The following is a 16,177-nucleotide window of genomic DNA, read 5'->3' as shown; positions in this document are numbered from 1 at the left end:
ACCCTGCCTTCGCACCATGCACGATCTGACCCTCGCCCTCTGGCAGACCGGCTACGCGCCCACCACGGCCGAGGCGCTGCAACGGCTGGACGCCACCGCGGCCCGGGCGCGCGCCCAAGGCGCGGACCTGCTGATCGCACCCGAGATGGGCCTCACCGGCTACGCCATCGGTGCGGAGCGCGTCGCGGCACTCGCGGAGCCGCGCGACGGCCCGCTGGCGCAGGCGGTGGCCGCGATCGCGCAGCGCCACGGCATCGCCATCGCCTACGGCTATCCGGAGCAGAACCCGGCAGGCCAGCCCTTCAACGCGGCACAGTTCATCGCCCCCGACGGCGCGCGGCTGGCGCACTACCGCAAGACCCACCTGTTCGGCGACCTGGACCGCGCGCAGTTCAGCGCGGGCGACGCCGCATCGCAGGCCTTCACCTGGCGCGGCTGGCGCCTGGGCCTGCTGATCTGCTACGACGTGGAATTCCCCGAGGCCGTGCGCGGGCTCGCGCTGCAGGGCGCCGACGCGGTGCTCGTGCCCACAGCCAACATGGTGGGCTTTGACGAGGTGCAGAACGTCCTGTTGCCCGCCCGCGCATGCGAGAACCGGCTCTACGTGGCGTACGCGAACGCCTGTGGCAGTGAGGCCGGGTTGAGCTACGGCGGACTGAGCACCGTCGTGGAGCCCGATGGGCGGCACCAGTCACAGGCGGGGCGGGATGACGCCCTGCTGGTGGTGACACTGCGGCGTCTCGCGCTGTCGGCGGCGCGCCTCAGCTCCCCCCTGCCCCAGCGGCGCAGCGACCTGTATGGGCCGCTGTGCGGCGATCAGAAGTAGGCCGCTTCGGGCGCCTGGGAACGGATGAAGTTGATCACCGACGGGCTCTGAACGTTGGTGAACAGCGATTCATCGCCCGCGCCGCAGTCGGCCACCGTGCCCGACGAGGTGATGCCCACCACACCCTGGCGACCGCCGATCGCGCGGTAGGCGGGGCCACCGGAGTCACCGTTGCAGGTGTTGCTCAGCTTGCCCTCGTAGACGTAGCCCACGCTCGTTTCGTTCACCTTGGTCAGGCGGGCGTAACCCACCGCGAGTTCAAACCCCGGCGCGCCCCAGCCAGAGACAAACACAGACTGGCCGGGTGCCGAGTTTTCGCTCACCAGCACCCCCATGGTCGGGTTGGGCAGGCCGCGGGGCAGCACCACCACGGCCGCGTCGTTCACCAGCACCGACGCGCCCCGCTGGTACTGCGGATGCACCGCCCAGCTGCTGGCGCGGATGCCTACGACGGTGCCGTCAGCGCTCCAGAGCCCCGCCAGCACACGGCTGGTGCCTGCAGGCAGACAATGGGCTGCGGTCAGGACCTTGTTGGGGGCAATGAGCGTGCCGGAACAGACCGTCGCGCCGCCAGAACTGTTGATCACGTTGAGCAGGATGACCGGCGACAGCTCGGGTTGGCCACAGTTGGCGCCATTGAGCACCTTGGGCGTCAGGCCGATGCTGCCGCACAGCGCGGTCGCGCTCGGGAGCGTCGCCTCATCGTCACCACCGCCACAAGCGGTGACCACCACCGCCGCCGTCAACACCAGCAGCCACCTGCTCATTCGGTTCATGTTTACCCCTGTTGTGAAAGCAACGGGACGGTCACACAAGCTCGGCGGCGCCCCTGCCAGATTCGCAATGTACCGCCAAACGTGCGACGCCTTGAGGTACAGGGACGCAACCCCTCATGCCACCGGTTCACGCTGCTGCGAACGGCCCACCCCGGCCCAGAAGTCGGCCTGGCCGTAGTGGTGTTTCAGGAAGTCGATCCACAGCCGCACCCGGAGCGCGAGGTGCTTGCGCTGGGGAAACAGGGCGTAGATGCCGTTGGGCGGCGCGGCGTGGTCTTCGAGCACGGCCTCCAGGCGGCCGGCGGCGATGTCGGCCTCGACTTCCCAGGTGCTGCGCCAGGCGATGCCGTAGCCGGCCAGGCACCACTCGTGCAAGACCTGGCCGTCGCTGCAATCGAGCGGGCCGCCCGGGCGCAGGTGCACGATCTCGCGCTCGACGCCGTCGGGGGCCGAGGCACTGGCCGGCATCGAGAACGCCCAGCCCCGGGTCTGCGAGGCGTCGCTGCTGAGCACCAGGCAGTCAAACCGCGTGAGGTCGGCGGGGGTCTGAGGGCGACCGTGTTGCTGCAGGTATTTCGGCGTGGCCACACAGAGGCGCCGGTTGTCGGCCAGCCGCACGCTGACCAGCGAGGAGTCGGGCAGGTCGCCCACGCGCACGGCGCAGTCGTAACCCTCGCCCGCCACATCGACCACCCGGTCGCTGAGGTTGAGCGACAGGGTGACCTCAGGGTGACGTTCACGGAAGTGGGGCACCAGCGGCGCCACGTGGCGGCGGCCGAAACCGGCCGGTGCGGTGATGCGCAGGTGCCCGCTGGCCTTGACGCCGCCGGCGCTGACGCTGGCTTCGGCATTGGCCAGGTCGGTCAGCAGGCGCTGGCAGTCTTCGAGGAAGGCACTGCCTTCGTGCGTGAGGGTGATGCGCCGCGTGGTGCGCACCATGAGCTTGACGCCCAGCCGGGCTTCGAGCGCGTCGAGCCGGCGGCCGATGATGGCCGGGGCCACACCTTCGGCCCTGGCGGCGGCGGTCAGGCTGCCCCGGGTGGCGACGGAGGCAAAGGTTTCGAGCTGCTTGAGCTTGTCCATGGGACCGCAGATTACCTCATTGAAAAAGGGTAATCAACGGCCTCTGATTGGCGATTTTTGACCAAAACCGATTCACTGACGATTCAACCCCGGAGGATCTCCAGGCGAACCGGAAAGCGGCAGCGCGGGCGATCGGCCACGCTGCCGCCATGGACCGACGCTCAGTTGCAGACCGCCGGCAGGTTGGGGATCGTGGCGCAACCCACGCCGCCCTTGGCGGTGCACGAGTTGTTGGCCGCGGTCTGCGCGTCGAACGCCGTGCCACCCGCCGCCACACCGTACACCAACGCGCCGCCACTGGTGCGGGCCGAGGAGATCGCGCCGCACTCTTCGAACTGCAACACCACCGTGCAGTCGCCGGCATCGCACTCGTCCCGGGCTTCGTCGTTGGCGATCGACTGCGTCAAGGCTTCGGAAGCGATGGCGACCCGGCCGGTGGAGTTGCTCACGGCAATCGCGCCGTACCCGTCACTGTCGCCACCACCGCCGCAGGCGGCCACCAGCAGGGATGCCAGCAACGCCACACCGCTCACCATCCATCGAGATGTCTTCATGTCCTACCTCCTTAAAAATGTCGTTCATGAGGGCGCAACACGCGCCCGCCCCGAAGAGTCTATTCCAGCCCCGAGGGTATTTCCACCTCAAAAACAACAGGCGCACCGCCGGCCCGCGCCGCTGTTCAGCCCCGCCAGCCCCTGGGCAGGCCGGCTTCGGGCGTCATGCCGTAGACCGGTTCGCCCGGCAGTCCGGCCTGGAGCGGCTCGCGCGCGGCGATGAGCCGGTCCAGCTCCACACCCGTGCCGATACCCATCGCTTCGAACATGAAAACCAGGTCTTCGGTGACCACATTGCCGCTGGCGCCCGGCGCGTAGGGGCAGCCGCCCAGGCCGCCGAGCGAGCTGTCGAAGCTGCGCACGCCCACATCGAACGCGGCGAGGCAGTTGGCCAGACCGAGTCCCCGCGTGTTGTGCATGTGCGCCGCGCCGGCGCGCTCGCCCAGTTCGGCGCGCAGCCGGGTGAACAGGCGACGCACCTGCGCCGGGTTCGCCATGCCGGTGGTGTCGGACAGGCCGACCTCGTCCACGCCCGCCTGCACGCAGGCGAGCGCGAGGCGGATCACCTCGTCTTCCGCCACCGCACCCTGCAGCGTGCAGCCGAACGCGGTGGACAGGCCCACCTCCACCGGCACGGCGGGCGCGACCTCGTTGCGCAGCGCGACCACGCTGCGCAGCTCGTCCACCATCTGCTCGCGCGTCTTGCGCACGTTGGCGAGCGAGTGCGCTTCACTGGCGGACACGGGCAGGGTGAGCTTGTGCACCCCGGCGGCGAGCGCGGCCTCGGCGCCGCGCCGGTTGGGCACCAGCGCCATCACGGTCAGGCCCGGCAGCGTGAGCGCGTGCCGCACCACCTCGGCCACGTCGGCCATCTGCGGCAGGAGGTGGGCCGGCACGAAGGAGCCGACCTCGATCTCGCGCAGGCCAGCGGCGGCGAGCGCGTCGATCCAGCGGCACTTGTCGGCCGTGGGCATGGTGGCCTTGACGGACTGCAGCCCGTCGCGCGGGCCGACCTCGCTGATGTGGACGTCGGGCCGGCTCACTGGACCACCCTCAGTGCTGCGCACTTCGGAGCTGAGCGCCTTCGGAACGGCCGGGCGGCGCTCACTGGACTACCCTCTCTTCCCCGTTGGATGAAAGGCGGTGCAGGGTTGTCCACGGTGGCGGTTGGTCGGCGCTTGCGACGAACCGACCGAGCGCCGCGGTGGGCAACCCGTGTTTGACGTGTTGCCGTGTCCAGGCGGATCGTTCGAATTGACTTCCGTGCCCTTGCAGTGACTGCCTGCGGCGCTCGCCGTACGACGGCCCGCATGAGACCCGCAGCCTGCAAGGTGCCGGAAGACCCAGACGGGCTACAGGGTGTTGCGCCGCACTGACCTCAGGGTGTGAGCGCCGATCAGTGAGCGTCCCGCGTGGGCTTCCGGCACGGCCAGTCATACCGCAACTTGCAGGAGTTTGTCTATGAATTCCATCTTCGCCGGGCTGGATTGGGCCAGCCAAACCCACGCCGTGTGCGTCATCGACGAGCGCGGCGCCGTTTGCAAGCAGTGGGAGGTCGCGCACGATGCCGACGGCTTGCGTGAACTCTTGCGCCAGCTGCGCGCCTTGCACGTGCTGCGCATCGCCATCGAGCGTCCCTCCGGGCTGCTGGTCGACGCCTTGGTGGAGGCCGGCTTCGAAGTCGTGCCCATCCACCCCAACGCCGTCAAGGCCAGCCGGCCGCGCTACCGCAGCCACGGCGGCAAGTCCGACGCCTCTGACGCCTACTTGCTGGCCGACCTGCTGCGCACCGACGGCCACCGCTTCAAACCGCTGGCCGCGCAGTCCGACGAGATCCGCGCGTTGCGTGCCTTGGTGCGCGGCCGTGATGACCTGGTGGCCACCCGCGTGCAACTGGCCAACCAACTGCGCGCCCTGCTGGAGTCGTACTGGGCCGGTGCCGCCGAGATCTTCGCCGATGTGGACTCGCCCATCGCGCTGGCCTTCATCCAGCGCTACCCGACGCCAGAGGTGGCCAGCCGGCTTGGCCCCAAGCGCATGGCCGCCTTCTGCTCCCAGCACGCCTACTGCGGCCGGCGCAGCGCCGAGGAATTGCTGCAACGGCTCAGGCAGGCCCCAGCCGTTGGCTTGGGCGAGCTGGAGATGGACGCCAAGGGCGAACTCGTCTGCAGTCTGGCGCGCACCCTGAGCACACTGGTCGATCAAATCCGGCTGCTGTCGGGCCGCATCGAGCACCAGGTGGGCGCCAGCGACGATGGCCGCATCCTCATGAGCTTCCCGCGCGCCGGGCGCATCTGTGCCGCACAGATTCTGGCCGAGCTGGGCAGCGTGCGTGAGCGCTTCGACTCCGACGAACACCTGGCCGCCGAGGCCGGCGTCGCACCGGTCACCTACGCCTCGGGCAAGCACAAGGCCGTGACCTTCCGCTGGGCCTGCAATCACCGGCTGCGCCGTGCCCTGACCACCTTGGCCGACAACTCCCGCCATGCCAGCGCATGGGCCGCCGACGTCTATGCGAACGCGCGTGGCCGAGGCTGCGACCACCCTCACGCCATCCGCATCCTCAGCCGCGCCTGGTTGCGTGTCATCTGGCGCGCCTGGATCGACCGCAAACCTTACGACCCCGCCGTCCACGGCGGGCTTCAAACCATGCTCAAAATGGCGGGGGGTTGACACAGGGTGTCTCATGCGACCGCCGCCAGCTGACGCAGGCGCTCGATGTCGGACTCGCCATACCCCAGCCCGTGCAGCAGCTCGGTGGTGTGCGCCCCCATGGTCGGCGGGTCCAGGCGAACGCCCAGGCGCTGACCGTCCATGGTGAAAGGGAACAGCGTGGTCTTGGCGGTCTGGCCGGCGCGCGCGCCGTCGGGCAGGGTGATGTCGGCCAGGCCGCCGGTGGCGAGCAGGTGCTCGTCGTGATACAGCTCTTCGGGCTTGCGGATCGGCGCGAAAGGCAGGCCGACCCGTTCAAACAAGGCGGCCAGTTCGGCGGCGCTGCGGCCGGCCAGCCGCTCGCGCAAGATGGGCAGCAGGATCGGCCGCAACGTCACCCGGGCGTTGTTGTCGGGATACCGCAGGTCGGCCTTGAGGTCGGCAAAACCCAGCGCGTCGCAGAAGGTGGCCCACTGCGCATCGCTCACCGCCGCCAGAAAAATCTGCTCGCCGTCCTTCACGGTGAACACGTCGTACACCGCCCAGGCCGAGATGCGCTCGGGCATGGGCGCCGCCGGCTTGCCGGTGATGGCGTACTGCAGCATGTGCTGGCCGACAAGGAACACGTTGTTCTCGAACAGCGCACTCTGCACCTCCTGGCCCTTGCCGGTGATGCCGCGCTGGATCAGCGCGCCCAGCGCGCCGATGGCGCCGAACATGCCGCCCATGATGTCGTTCACGCTGGTGCCCGCGCGCAGCGGGTCGCCGGGACGGCCGGTCATGTAGGCCAGGCCGCCCATCATCTGCACCACCTCGTCGAGCGCGGTGCGGTGGTCGTAGGGGCCGGGCAGGAAGCCCTTGAGGCTGATGTAGATGCAGCGCGGGTTGACCTGGCTGAGCGAGGCGTAGTCGAGCCCGTACTTGCCCATGGTGCCGGGCTTGAAGTTCTCGGCCACCACATCGGCGCTGGCCGCCAGGCGCCGAGCCACCTCGGCCCCGTCGGGCTGGTGCAGGTTGATGGCGATGCTCTTCTTGTTGCGGTTGAAGAGCGGGAAAAAGCCCGCGCCCGAGCCCAGCAGGTGGCGCGTGCGGTCGCCGTCGATGGGCTCGACCTTGATGGTCTCGGCGCCCATGTCGGCCAGCACCATGCCGCAGGTGGGGCCCATGACCATGTGGCTGAACTCGACCACCCGAAGGCCGGTCAGCGGCAGCGGATGGGCGGGGGTGGGGGGGTTGGTGCGGGTGTCGGTGTGCATGTGTGGAGGGATCATCCGGGCTTTTTGCCCGACAGAAGGGAGTTTAGGATTCACCAAAATTCCGTAAAGCGGTATTTTGGAACCCCACAACTTCCCGAGCGGAACACCTAGGAGCCCGTGTGCGCGACCTCGACCTGACCAGCCTGCGCCTCTTCGTGGCGGTCTGCCACCACCGCAACATCGCCCGGGCCGCCGCCGAAGCCCACATGGTCGGCAGCGCCGTGAGCAAGCGCCTCGCGCAGCTGGAGGAACAGCTGGGCACGCCACTGCTGGTGCGCAAGCGCCACGGCGTGGAGCCCACCTCGGCCGGCGACAGCCTGCTGGAACAGGCGCGCGAGCTGCTGCTCGGCGCCCGGCGCATCGAGCAGGACATGGCCGCGTTCGCCAAGGGCGTGCGCGGCCATGTGCGGGTGCTGGCCACGGCCTCGGTGATGGCCGAACACCTGGTGGAGGACGTGGCGACCTTCCTGCACGACCCGGCGCACGAGGGCATCCGCGTCGAGCTGGAGGTGCGCAACGGGCCCCAGGTGGTGCAAGGCATCCGCGACGGTGTGGCCTCGCTGGGCATCTGCTGGCACAGCCCGCACGGCGCCGACCTGCAAGGCCTGGACCTTCGCCCTTACCGCGATGACCGGCTCGGCCTGGTGGTGCCCGCCGACCATCCGCTGGCCGGGCGCCCCCAGCTGCCGTTCGACCAGGCGCTGGACTGGGACTACGTGGGCCTGCCGGTCAACAGCGCGGTGCAGGCGCTGATGGTGCGGGCCTCGGTCGAGCTGAACCGCCCGCTGAGGTACCGCGTCATCGTGTCGGACTTCGAGGCCGTGCTGCGGGTGGTTCGGGCGCGCCTGGCCATCGGCGTGGTCCCGCTGGAGGTGGCCGAACCCCGCAGCGCCGAGTTCGGCCTGCGCGCGATCCCCCTGAGCGACGCCTGGGCGCAGCGCGGGTTCGCCCTGTGCGTGCGCGACGCGGCGGCGCTCACGCCGGCCGCCCGCCTGCTGCTGGAGCACCTGGGCAATTACCACCTTAAAAGTCACAGATAAATCGCGATTCATGGAATCAATGAAGAGACAGGTATCAAATACAGTTCGTGGATGGAAAAACCCCGCGCGGTCCTGTTTGATGCCTACGGCACGCTGTTCGACGTGTACAGCGTGGGTCTGCTCGCCGAGCAGCTGTTCCCCGGCCAGGGCGCGCGGCTGGCCACGGTGTGGCGCGACAAACAGATCGAATACACCCGGCTGGTGACCACCAGCGACCACGGCGCGCACTACCAGCCGTTCTGGACCCTCACACAAAACGCCCTTGCGTTCGCCATCAAGCTGATCGAACCCGCCGCGCGCAACGACTGGCCAGCCTTTGAGGCCCGCGCCGCGCAGCTGATGAACCAGTACCGCAGCCTCTCGGCCTTCCCGGAAAACCGCGAGGTGCTGCAGGCCTTGCGCGAGCGTGGCATCGCCACCGGCATCCTGAGCAACGGCGAACCGGAGATGCTGGGCATCGCCATCCGCAGTGCCGGCCTCGACGGCCTGCTGGACCACGTGATCAGCGTCGACGGCATCCGCAAATACAAGACCCACCCCGACGCCTACGCGCTGGGCGAAGCCGCCACCGGCCTGCCGCGCGGCCAGATCGTGTTCGTCAGCAGCAACGCCTGGGACGCGCTGGCCGCCACCTGGTTCGGCTACCGCACGCTGTGGGTGAACCGCCAGAATCTGCCCTTCGAAGAACTGGGCACACAGCCCACGCGCACGGCACAGAACCTGCGTGACGTTCTCCATTTCTTCAACTGATTTCTTTTTTTTCCCGCTGGAGCCACCCATGACACAACGCACCCAAGTCCACGGCCTGCAGGTCGCCACCGAGCTGTATGAGTTCATCAACGCCCACGTGCTGCCCGGCACCGGTGTGGCCAGCGAGACCTTCTGGAAAGGCTTCGACGCCATCGTGGCCGACCTGGCCCCAAAGAACGCCGCCCTGCTGGCCGAGCGCGACCGCCTGCAGGCCGAGCTGGACACCTGGCACGGCGCCAACCCCGGCCCGATCACCGACATGGTGGCCTACCGCAAGTTTCTGGAGACCATCGGCTACCTGGTGCCCGAGCCCAAGAAGGTCAAGGCCACCACGAAAAACGTGGACGACGAGCTGGCCACGCAGGCCGGCCCGCAGCTGGTGGTGCCGATCCTGAACGCGCGCTACGCGCTCAACGCCGCCAACGCGCGCTGGGGCAGCCTGTACGACGCGCTCTACGGCACCGACGTGCTGAGCGAAGACAAGGGCTGTGAAAAGGTCGGAAAAAAAGGCGGCTACAACCCCAAGCGCGGCGCCAAGGTCATCGAGTACGCGCGCCACGTGCTCGACCGTTGCGCCCCGCTGAAGAAGGGCTCTCACGTGGGCTCCACCGGCTACAAGGTCAACAAGGACGGTGAACTCGTGGTCGGCCTCGCCGTTGGCGGCACCAGCAAGCTGGCCGACAAGTCGCAGTTCATCGGGTACCAGGGCGAGGCCAAGGCGCCCAGCGCCGTGCTGCTCAAGCACAACGGCCTGCACCTGGAGATCCAGATCAACCGCGCCACGCCCATCGGCACATCGGACGCCGCCGGCGTGAGCGACCTGGTGGTCGAAGCCGCGCTCTCCACCATCCTCGACCTGGAAGACTCCGTGGCCGCCGTGGACGCCGAGGACAAGGTGCTGGCCTACCGCAACTGGCTCGGCATCCTGCAGGGCACGCTGACCGAAGAGGTGAGCAAGGGAGGCAAGAGCTTCACGCGCGGCCTCAACGCCGACCGCGAATACACCGCACCCAACGGCAAGAAGGGCGTGCGCCTGCACGGCCGCTCGCTCATGTTCGTGCGCAACGTCGGCCACCTGATGACCAACCCCGCCATCCTCTGGGGCGCGGAAGGCAAGGAGATTCCCGAAGGCATCCTGGACGCGATGGTCACCACCACCATCGCCATGCACGACCTGAAGCGCACCAAGAAAGACGCGATCCGCAACTCGCGCAAGGGCTCGGTCTACATCGTCAAGCCCAAGATGCACGGCCCGCGTGAAGTGGCGTTTGCCGGCGAGCTGTTCGGCCGTGTCGAGCAGGTGCTGGGCCTGCCCGAGAGCACCGTCAAGCTCGGCATCATGGACGAAGAGCGCCGCACGTCCGTCAACCTCAAGGCCTGTATCGAAGCCGCCGCCAGCCGCGTGGCCTTCATCAACACCGGCTTCCTGGACCGCACCGGCGACGAGATGCACAGCGCCATGCTGGCCGGCCCGATGGTGCGCAAGGGCGACATGAAAACCAGCGCCTGGATCCAGAGCTACGAACGCAACAACGTGCTGGTGGGCCTGTCCTGCGGCCTGCGCGGCAAGGCACAGATCGGCAAGGGCATGTGGGCCATGCCCGACCTGATGAAGGCCATGATGGAGCAGAAGATCGCCCACCCCAAGGCCGGCGCCAACACCGCCTGGGTGCCCAGCCCCACCGGCGCCACGCTGCACGCCCTGCACTACCACCAGGTGCTGGTGAGCGACGTGCAGAAGGAGCTGGAAAAGATCGACGCAGGCAAAGAGCGCGACAACCTGCTCACCGGCATGCTGACCATCCCCGTGACCGCCAACCCCAACTGGACCGCCGCCGAGAAGCAGCAGGAGCTCGACAACAACGCCCAGGGCATCCTCGGCTACGTGGTGCGCTGGGTCGACCAGGGCGTGGGCTGCTCCAAGGTGCCCGACATCCACAACGTGGGCCTGATGGAAGACCGCGCCACGCTGCGCATCAGCAGCCAGCACATGGCCAACTGGCTGCGCCACGGCGTGGTGACCGAGAAGGAAGTGCGCGAAACGTTTGAGCGCATGGCCGCTGTGGTGGACCAGCAGAACGCGGGCGACCCGTTCTACAAAAAGATGGCCGGCAACTTCAACACCAGCATGGCCTACCAGGCCGCCTGCGACCTGGTGTTCAAGGGCCTGGCCCAGCCCAGCGGCTATACCGAGCCGCTGCTGCATGCGTGGCGCTTGAAGGTCAAGGCAGCCTGAGACAAGAGCCCACCCCCGCGCCGCACCTGCGGTGCGTCACCCCCTCAAGGAGGCAACGCCTGCGGCCTGGCAAAGCCAGTTCCGCGGCGTTCACGGATCTTCACAACGGCGCCTTCGGGCGCCGTGGTGCTGTCGGGTGTAATCACTGCATGCGCGTTGCCCGATCCCTCACCGGCCTGCTCACCCTGTGCGCACTGGCCCCGTTCGCCCAGGCCCAGTCCCCCTCGTGGAAAGCCACCTGCGAGTCGCGCCTGCCGGCCACGGCCATCGAGGTGAAGACGGCGCCCGCGCCCATCCGCTTCACGCACCACCGCCGCGTCGCCGAACTCATGAGCGTGCAGAAGCTGCCGCACAAAGGGTTCCGCACGCTGGGGCTGACCGAGATGCGGCTGGGCACCCGCATCGACTACCGCAGCCCCTCGCTGACCCACCCGGACGAGCCGCTGGCCTGCGCGCGCCCACACATCGTCGTCACGCTCAGCCTCGACCCGCACGTGGTGTCGGTCGCGAGCGAGTTCCCCGAAGGCGGCTGCGCGCACCGGTACATCCGCGAACACGAGATGCGGCATGTGAAGGTGAACCAGCACACGCTGGACGACACCGCCACGCGCATGCGCCAGGGGCTGCTCTCGTCCTTCGGCAACCAGGTGTTCTACGGCACGCCCGCCGAGCTGGAGAACCGCTTCAACCGGCACATCCACGGCGAGTGGCTGCCCTGGGTCAAGGCCCAGATGGACCAGACGCTGCAGCTGCACCGCGAGATCGACACGCCCCAGGAGTACGCGCGCAACCGCACGGTCTGCAACGGCGAGATTGCGCGCGTGCTGGACGCGATGCGCTGAGCCGCCGCGGGGTCGGGGCGGTCACGCCAGCGCACGTGCCTGCTGCCGGGCGCGCTGGGTCTGCCCGCCGTAGCCCCAGTCGGTGGCCGGCCGTTCGCTCACCGTCACGTAGCTCGCGAGCTCGAAGCCGCCGTCCGGCGCCAGCTGGCGCTGCAGTTCGCGGTACGCGGCGTCGATGAAGCGCGCCTTTTCCGCGTCGGTGTTGGTGCCGGCGGTGATGCCGATCTCCAGCAAAGCCGTGGCGCCCTGCACCGCGCCACCGCCTACCCACCAGCGTGCGCGGGGCAGGTCGTCGATCACCACGGCGGTGACCTCCGGGCGCTTGCCGAGGATGTCGGCGGTGAGGCTGGTGAGCGCGGCGGCCAGGGCCTGGTAGCGCTCGGGGTTTTGCAGCGGGGCGATCTTGAGCATCAAGGTGGGCATGGTCAGGCTTTCTGGGGGTGGGTGGAGGTGACGGGAAGGCGCAGGCGCCGCGCTCGCTGCCACAGCAGGCGCGGCCAGGCCTGGCCGAAGGCCTGCTGCGCCCGACGGCGGTCCTGCTGGGCCTGCTGCTGGAGGCGGTCCAGCAAGGCCGCGTAGGCCTGCGGCGAGAGGGTCTGGTGGAGGTGCTCGGTGTGCATGGTGGGCTCCGTTGAAGGGGTGCCTGAACTCTAGGCACCGCCCCTCCGTCGGGAAACGGCAGCGATGTCAAAACGGTTTTGCACGCCGCGCAAAGGCCCGTGCAGCGCCCCGCTCCACGCCCGTCGCTACCATCTCCGCCATGGACGACCTCGCCTTCGACGACCTGAAGCTCTTTGCCCGCGTGACCGCACTGGGCAGCCTCTCGGCGGTGGCGCGCGAGCGCGACGTGCCGGTCAGCCAGGTCTCGCGCGCCCTGACGCGCATCGAAAAAACCTGCGGCGCGCGCCTGGTGCACCGCTCCACCCACGGGCTCTCGCTGAGCGCCGAGGGCGACACCTTTCTCGCGTACTGCCACCGCATCACCGGCGCGCTCGACGAGCTGCAGGGCGAGTTCGCCCAGCACGCGGGCGAGGCCAGCGGGCGGGTGCGCGTGGCGGCCAGCACCGTGATCGCGCAGTACCTGCTGCTGCCCAGCCTGGGCGCGCTGAACCAGCGCCACCCGCGGCTGCGCATCGAGCTGGAGGTGAGCGACCGGCTGGCCGACATGGCGCGCGACGGCATCGACATCGCCATCCGCACCAGCACCGCCCTGCCCGACACCCTGGTCGCGCGAGCGCTCGGCCACCTCGACCGCGCGCTGTACGCTGCCCCAGCCTACGCCGAGCGGGCCGGGTTGCCGCAACACCCGCACGAACTGCGGCAGCACCGCCTCATCACCAACACCGCCGCGCCGCACCTCAACCAGTGGCCGTTCGAGGTGAATGGGCAAGCGGTGCTGCTGCCTGCCGAGGGGTACTGGTGCACCAACGACACCGGCCTGGCCGCGAACATGGTGCTGCAGGGCCTGGGCATCGGGCGGCTCGCCACGGTCGCGGCGGCGCCGCTGGTGCAGCAGGGGCGGCTGCTGCCGGTGCTGTCCGCGTTCGTGGCGCACCAGCCGGTGCCGCTCTACGCCATCACGGCGAGCGCGCGCCAGCGGTTGCCCAAGATCCGGGCCTGCATCGACTTCTGGGCCGAGTGGATCGCCCAGGAACACAAACCCAGCGTCACTGGCCCATGAAAACAATCCCCTTGAGCTACCTGATCTTCGACGCCTGCGACGACGGCGAGGGCACCGGCACCTGGGAAGCCATGGCCAGCGTGCGGGCGGCCGACCTGCCCGCGGTGTGGGCCGAAGCGCAGGCTGTGCTGGCCGTGGCCGAACGCCGCGCGCCCGGCCCGCGCGGGCCGCTGGACGACGGTGGGGCGTGGGACGCCGATGTGCAGCAGCACACCGACGGCGACTGGACCACGGTGACGCTGACGCTCACCGGCCCCTGGGCCTGGGGCGAGGCGCTCATCGAGGACTGCTGCGGGCGCTGAACCAGTCCCAGTCCCCCAACAGGGCTCCGAGGTGGCCGCCCGGAACGCGCCGCATGGCGGCGCGGCCTCAAGTTCCGGGCCGGAAGACCGAAGACCAGACAGGACCTCCCGGCTCCCCCGGGCGAACGGCCACCCCACCTCCAGATGTTTGCATGAACAACTCTTTATCCCGCCTGGGCCACTTGTCGATCAAGTCGCGCCTGGTGCTGACCGTGGCCATGCTGTTGGTGGCCGGCCTGGTCGCGGTCAGTGCCTTCAACTTCCTGAGCCTGCGCTCGACCACGCTGGCCTCGGTGAACGCCTCGGCGCAGAGCCTGGCCCTCGCGCGGGCCGAAGGCATCGGCCAATGGATCGCCAGCAAATCCGCTGTCGTGGGCGCACTGCTGCCCGCCACACAGGTGGAGGACCCGATGACAGCGCTGACGCAGGCGGTCAAGAGCGGCGCGTTTGACACCACCTACATCGGCTATCAGGACAAGCGGGCCATCTTCTCGACCCCTCAGAACCTGCCCTCTGGCTGGGATCCGACGGGGCGACCGTGGTACCTGCAGGCGGCCAAAGGCCAGGGCGTGGTGCTGACCGAGCCCTATGTGGATTCGGACAGCAAGAAGCTGGTGATGACCTTTGCCATGGCCGACCGCAACGGCAGCGAGATCCGCGCGGTGGCGGCCGGTGATGTGTTCATGGACGTGGTGGCCGCGGCGGTGACCGCCATCAAGCCCACGCCGTCCAGCGACGCCTTCGTGCTGTCGAGCAACGGCAAGGTGATGGTGCACACGCAACTGGACCGGGTGCTCAAGGAGGCGGCCAGCCTGAGCCCGGCGCTCACCCCGGCCGCAGTGGCCGCCCTGGGCGCCGAACTGACCGAGGTGACGATCGACGGCAGCGCCCGATTGCTGACGGCCGTGCCGGTGGCGGGCACCGACTGGAAGCTGGTGATTTCGCTGCACAAGGGCGAGGCGTTGGCGTCGGTGTCGGGTTTCCTGATGCGTTCGCTGATCGGTGCGCTGGTGGTCACCGTGATCGCGACGCTGCTGGCCGGTGTGGTCGTGGCGCGCTCGCTGCAGCGGCTGGACCGGCTGCAGACCGCCATGCAGGACGTGGCCTCGGGCGACGGCGACCTGACCAAGCGGCTGGACGCCAGCGGCCACGACGAGCTGGCCCGCATCGCCCAGGCCTTCAACGCTTTCGTGGACAAGATCCAGGCCACGCTGCGCGACATCGCATCGGCCAGCGAAGCAGTGCACAACGCCTCGCGCGAGATCGCCACCGGCAACCACGACCTGTCCTCGCGCACCGAGTCGGCAGCGTCGAGCCTGCAGGAAACCTCGGCCACGATGGAAGAGATGACCGCCACCGTGGCGCAGTCGGCCCAGTCGGCCCAGGAGGCCAACCAGATCGCGGGCAGCGCCGCCGCCTCGGCCGCGCGGGGCGGCGAGGTGGTCGGCCAGGTGGTCAGCAGCATGGAAGCCATCACCCACAGCTCGCGCAAGATCAACGACATCATTTCGGTCATCGACGGCATCGCCTTCCAGACCAACATCCTGGCGCTCAACGCGGCGGTGGAGGCGGCCCGTGCCGGCGAGCAAGGCCGCGGCTTCGCGGTGGTGGCGGCCGAGGTGCGCAACCTGGCTCAGCGCAGCGCCGAAGCGGCCAAGGAGATCAAGCAGCTGATCGGCAGCTCGGTCGAGAATGTGGAAGCCGGCTCGGCCCTGGTGGGCCGCACCGGCGCGGTCATGGAAGAGATCGTGCAGAACGTGCAGCGCGTCTCGCAGATGATGCAGGCCGTGGCCGCGGCGGCGTCGGAGCAGCGTTCGGGCATCGCGCAGGTGGGCAGCGCGATCAGCAACCTCGACCAGATGACACAGCAGAACGCGGCCCTGGTGGAGGAGAGCGCGGCCGCAGCCAGCGGCCTGCAGGACCAGGCCGAGCGGTTGTCCCGTACCGTGGGGCAGTTCCGCATCGGCTGATGCGGCCGAGGCGTTTGAACGGACTCCAAGGTGTGCGTGCATCGGGCGAGCCCGAGCGGGGTGCGCAGCCCGCGCGCCGCCAGCGGGTTTGCAGGATTCGTTCACACCTGTTCAACGCACCCGCTGCACGCCCAGCAACGGCACCGCGCCCACACGGTCTGCTGGATGGCAGGGGATGTGGGATGCGGAGGCACCGCAGCACGGCGACG

At 69.1% G+C, this 16,177-nt stretch carries 16 protein-coding genes; 9 read left to right on the top strand and 7 right to left on the bottom strand.

Translation table 11 applies throughout. The features are described 5' to 3' along the window. The first annotated feature begins 16 nt into the window (after positions 1-16). The gene (locus IM738_RS24240; RefSeq protein ID WP_236963570.1) at positions 17-826 is read left to right on the top strand and encodes a carbon-nitrogen hydrolase family protein; all 810 of its coding nucleotides are present in this window, start codon (positions 17-19) and stop codon (positions 824-826) included. Here the strand turns inward: IM738_RS24240 and IM738_RS24235 are convergent. From IM738_RS24235 to IM738_RS24220, 4 genes are all read right to left on the bottom strand, one after another. Further along, positions 817-1,593 (bottom strand): S1 family peptidase, encoded by a 777-nt coding sequence (locus IM738_RS24235; protein ID WP_236963569.1) that lies wholly within the window; start codon positions 1,591-1,593, stop codon positions 817-819. The genes IM738_RS24240 and IM738_RS24235 overlap by 10 nt on opposite strands. Positions 1,594-1,716: 123 nt before the next feature. Beyond that, positions 1,717-2,685, bottom strand: a complete 969-nt coding sequence (locus IM738_RS24230; RefSeq protein WP_236963568.1) for a LysR family transcriptional regulator — start codon at positions 2,683-2,685, stop codon at positions 1,717-1,719. Positions 2,686-2,846: 161 nt separating this feature from the next. Continuing rightward, complete coding sequence (locus tag IM738_RS24225; RefSeq protein ID WP_236963567.1) at positions 2,847-3,239, bottom strand: DUF4189 domain-containing protein; 393 nt, start codon at positions 3,237-3,239, stop codon at positions 2,847-2,849. Between the two features lie 125 nt (positions 3,240-3,364). Continuing rightward, on the bottom strand, positions 3,365-4,282 hold the full coding sequence (locus IM738_RS24220; RefSeq protein ID WP_236963566.1) for a hydroxymethylglutaryl-CoA lyase: 918 nt from the start codon (positions 4,280-4,282) through the stop codon (positions 3,365-3,367). A 418-nt stretch (positions 4,283-4,700) separates the two neighbouring features. Here IM738_RS24220 and IM738_RS24215 point away from each other — a divergent pair, with 418 nt between their 5' ends. Further along, positions 4,701-5,912, top strand: a complete 1,212-nt coding sequence (locus IM738_RS24215; protein ID WP_236961226.1) for an IS110 family transposase — start codon at positions 4,701-4,703, stop codon at positions 5,910-5,912. A gap of 11 nt (positions 5,913-5,923) precedes the next feature. On the opposite strand, the gene IM738_RS24210 is transcribed toward IM738_RS24215, so the two are convergent. Further along, positions 5,924-7,147: a CaiB/BaiF CoA transferase family protein gene (locus tag IM738_RS24210; protein WP_236963565.1), complete on the bottom strand. Its 1,224-nt coding sequence runs from the start codon at positions 7,145-7,147 to the stop codon at positions 5,924-5,926. 119 nt (positions 7,148-7,266) lie between these two features. On the opposite strand from IM738_RS24210, the gene IM738_RS24205 reads away from it, so the two are divergent. The 4 genes from IM738_RS24205 to IM738_RS24190 all read left to right on the top strand — a co-directional run bounded on the left by IM738_RS24205 (position 7,267) and on the right by IM738_RS24190 (position 12,015). Beyond that, positions 7,267-8,187: a LysR family transcriptional regulator gene (locus IM738_RS24205; protein ID WP_236963564.1), complete on the top strand. Its 921-nt coding sequence runs from the start codon at positions 7,267-7,269 to the stop codon at positions 8,185-8,187. A gap of 51 nt (positions 8,188-8,238) precedes the next feature. Then, positions 8,239-8,937 (top strand): haloacid dehalogenase type II, encoded by a 699-nt coding sequence (locus IM738_RS24200; protein WP_236963563.1) that lies wholly within the window; start codon positions 8,239-8,241, stop codon positions 8,935-8,937. 28 nt (positions 8,938-8,965) lie between these two features. Further along, positions 8,966-11,173, top strand: a complete 2,208-nt coding sequence (locus IM738_RS24195; RefSeq protein ID WP_236963562.1) for a malate synthase G — start codon at positions 8,966-8,968, stop codon at positions 11,171-11,173. A gap of 149 nt (positions 11,174-11,322) precedes the next feature. Further along, positions 11,323-12,015 carry a hypothetical protein gene (locus IM738_RS24190; protein ID WP_236963561.1) on the top strand — a complete coding sequence of 231 codons (693 nt, stop codon included), beginning with the start codon at positions 11,323-11,325 and terminating at the stop codon, positions 12,013-12,015. A 21-nt stretch (positions 12,016-12,036) separates the two neighbouring features. Here IM738_RS24190 and IM738_RS24185 read toward each other — a convergent pair whose 3' ends face one another. Together IM738_RS24185 and IM738_RS24180 are read right to left on the bottom strand one after the other, a co-directional pair. Further along, the gene (locus IM738_RS24185) at positions 12,037-12,438 is read right to left on the bottom strand and encodes a tautomerase family protein (RefSeq protein ID WP_236963560.1); all 402 of its coding nucleotides are present in this window, start codon (positions 12,436-12,438) and stop codon (positions 12,037-12,039) included. A 2-nt stretch (positions 12,439-12,440) separates the two neighbouring features. Further along, complete coding sequence (locus tag IM738_RS24180; protein WP_236963559.1) at positions 12,441-12,635, bottom strand: hypothetical protein; 195 nt, start codon at positions 12,633-12,635, stop codon at positions 12,441-12,443. Between the two features lie 140 nt (positions 12,636-12,775). Between IM738_RS24180 and IM738_RS24175 the strand changes: the two genes are divergently transcribed. The 3 genes from IM738_RS24175 (at position 12,776) to IM738_RS24165 (ending at position 15,968) form a co-directional block, all read left to right on the top strand. Continuing rightward, positions 12,776-13,696: a LysR family transcriptional regulator gene (locus IM738_RS24175; protein WP_236963558.1), complete on the top strand. Its 921-nt coding sequence runs from the start codon at positions 12,776-12,778 to the stop codon at positions 13,694-13,696. Continuing rightward, a complete protein-coding gene (locus IM738_RS24170) occupies positions 13,693-13,998 on the top strand; it encodes a hypothetical protein (protein WP_336886539.1) in 306 nt (101 codons plus the stop codon). The genes IM738_RS24175 and IM738_RS24170 overlap by 4 nt, the downstream gene beginning before the upstream one ends. Before the next feature lie 152 nt (positions 13,999-14,150). After that, complete coding sequence (locus IM738_RS24165; protein ID WP_236963557.1) at positions 14,151-15,968, top strand: methyl-accepting chemotaxis protein; 1,818 nt, start codon at positions 14,151-14,153, stop codon at positions 15,966-15,968. Positions 15,969-16,177 lie beyond the last annotated feature (209 nt).

The sequence above is a fragment of the Hydrogenophaga sp. SL48 genome, assembly GCF_021729865.1.
Lineage (GTDB): Bacteria > Pseudomonadota > Gammaproteobacteria > Burkholderiales > Burkholderiaceae_C > Hydrogenophaga.
The sequence above is the reverse complement of the archived record's forward strand: the minus strand, read 5'-3'. Positions and strand labels throughout refer to the sequence as shown.

Coding starts and splice junctions, on each gene's coding strand:
- IM738_RS24180 (WP_236963559.1), bottom strand. CDS start 12,635: ATGCACACCGAGCACCTCCACCAGACCCTCTCGCCGCAGGCCTACGCG.
- IM738_RS24240 (WP_236963570.1), top strand. CDS start 17: ATGCACGATCTGACCCTCGCCCTCTGGCAGACCGGCTACGCGCCCACC.
- IM738_RS24235 (WP_236963569.1), bottom strand. CDS start 1,593: ATGAGCAGGTGGCTGCTGGTGTTGACGGCGGCGGTGGTGGTCACCGCT.
- IM738_RS24230 (WP_236963568.1), bottom strand. CDS start 2,685: ATGGACAAGCTCAAGCAGCTCGAAACCTTTGCCTCCGTCGCCACCCGG.
- IM738_RS24165 (WP_236963557.1), top strand. CDS start 14,151: ATGAACAACTCTTTATCCCGCCTGGGCCACTTGTCGATCAAGTCGCGC.
- IM738_RS24190 (WP_236963561.1), top strand. CDS start 11,323: ATGCGCGTTGCCCGATCCCTCACCGGCCTGCTCACCCTGTGCGCACTG.
- IM738_RS24175 (WP_236963558.1), top strand. CDS start 12,776: ATGGACGACCTCGCCTTCGACGACCTGAAGCTCTTTGCCCGCGTGACC.
- IM738_RS24195 (WP_236963562.1), top strand. CDS start 8,966: ATGACACAACGCACCCAAGTCCACGGCCTGCAGGTCGCCACCGAGCTG.
- IM738_RS24215 (WP_236961226.1), top strand. CDS start 4,701: ATGAATTCCATCTTCGCCGGGCTGGATTGGGCCAGCCAAACCCACGCC.
- IM738_RS24210 (WP_236963565.1), bottom strand. CDS start 7,147: ATGCACACCGACACCCGCACCAACCCCCCCACCCCCGCCCATCCGCTG.
- IM738_RS24200 (WP_236963563.1), top strand. CDS start 8,239: ATGGAAAAACCCCGCGCGGTCCTGTTTGATGCCTACGGCACGCTGTTC.
- IM738_RS24185 (WP_236963560.1), bottom strand. CDS start 12,438: ATGCCCACCTTGATGCTCAAGATCGCCCCGCTGCAAAACCCCGAGCGC.
- IM738_RS24225 (WP_236963567.1), bottom strand. CDS start 3,239: ATGAAGACATCTCGATGGATGGTGAGCGGTGTGGCGTTGCTGGCATCC.
- IM738_RS24170 (WP_336886539.1), top strand. CDS start 13,693: ATGAAAACAATCCCCTTGAGCTACCTGATCTTCGACGCCTGCGACGAC.